Origin of the sequence: Pseudomonas sp. NPDC087336 (genome assembly GCF_044744285.1) — a bacterium.
GTDB lineage: Bacteria > Pseudomonadota > Gammaproteobacteria > Pseudomonadales > Pseudomonadaceae > Aquipseudomonas.
Map to the genome: position 1 here is coordinate 1 of NZ_JBIUYA010000084.1, position 1,294 is coordinate 1,294.

Here is a 1,294-nt window from a genome sequence, read left to right on the forward strand (position 1 = left end):
TCACTAGTGTCCGGTAAAAACCGAAGGGGGAGCTTGCTCCCCCTTGCTGTTGGCGGCCGTCAGTCATAATCGGATTTTTCAGACTCGATTTTGGCTCATGTTTACCAGCACCCGTTTAGCCCACCTGCTCAGTGCGATCCCGCGCCAGTTCTTTCGGCAATCCACCGAAAGGCACCAGGCTGATCGCTACGTCAAACGCTGCACGTCCTGGCAATTGCTGGTGACACTGGTCAGCGGTCATGTAACCCAAGCCTTAAGCCTGCGGTCCTTGGCGACTTTCTCCGAAACTCTAAGCCCGCATAGCTACCATCTTAAAGCGGGTCCCGTCGCCCGCTCGACCCTGTCGGATGCCTTGAACAAGCGTGACTACCGGCCATTCCAGGACCTTTGCGAGTTGCTGTTGCGCGGCATCAGCCGCCAGCAGCGCAAAGAAGTCGGTGCCATGGTTAGCCTGCTTGATTCCACGTCGATCACTTTGCGCGGACCTCACTTCGATGGCTGGACAGCCGCCACGAAAACCCGCATTACGCAGGGCTTGAAAGTACATGTCGGGCTAGATTTGGCACAGTTGGCCCCGGTGTACGTCAACATCACTCCTGCCAACGTCAACGACCTGAGCGATGCACTGGAAATGCCGATTCAGGCCGGCATGACGTATGTCTTTGACAAGGGCTATTGCGATTACAACTGGTGGCACCAGTTGCAGACCAAAGGCGCTTTTTTCGTCACCCGCCTGAAGAAAAACGCCAATATCAAAGTGCTGCACAAGCACTCGACCGTAGCCGAGCAAAGCCCGGTCATGACCGATGAAGTCATTCTGTTCGGCAAAAAGCATCTGGGCGGTAAGCGTCTGAATGACTACCGAGAAACGCCGGTAAGACGCGTGGTGGTTGAGCGCGAGGGACATGCCACGCCGTTAATCCTAGTGACCAACGACTTCGCAAGAACAGCTGAAGAAATCGCGGGCTTGTACAAAGATCGCTGGAAGATCGAGCTGTTTTTCAAGTGGATCAAGCAACATCTGAAACTCAAACGCTTCTATGCCTTCTCTGAAAACGCCGTGCGCCTGCAGATTTACAGTGCCTTGATCAGCTACTTGTTACTGCACCTTTTCCATCGTCGTTCAGGATTTACCGGTTCGTTGTTCGAGCTGACGGTTCGCATATCTCACGTCCTGCACGAACGGCCCGCTACTCCAGAACTGAGGGATCGACGAAGGCAGGAGCGAGAAAAGCTGAAGGCTGCCCAAGGCAGCCTTCAGCTATGAAACATGTTTACCGGACACTAGTGACGC

At 54.4% G+C, this 1,294-nt stretch carries 1 protein-coding gene; it reads left to right on the forward strand.

Annotated elements, in window-relative coordinates; all coding sequences use genetic code 11:
- Positions 1–97: 97 nt before the first annotated feature.
- Positions 98–1,267, forward strand: a complete 1,170-nt coding sequence (locus ACIO0C_RS31310) for an IS4 family transposase (RefSeq protein ID WP_033042572.1) — start codon at positions 98–100, stop codon at positions 1,265–1,267.
- Positions 1,268–1,294 lie beyond the last annotated feature (27 nt).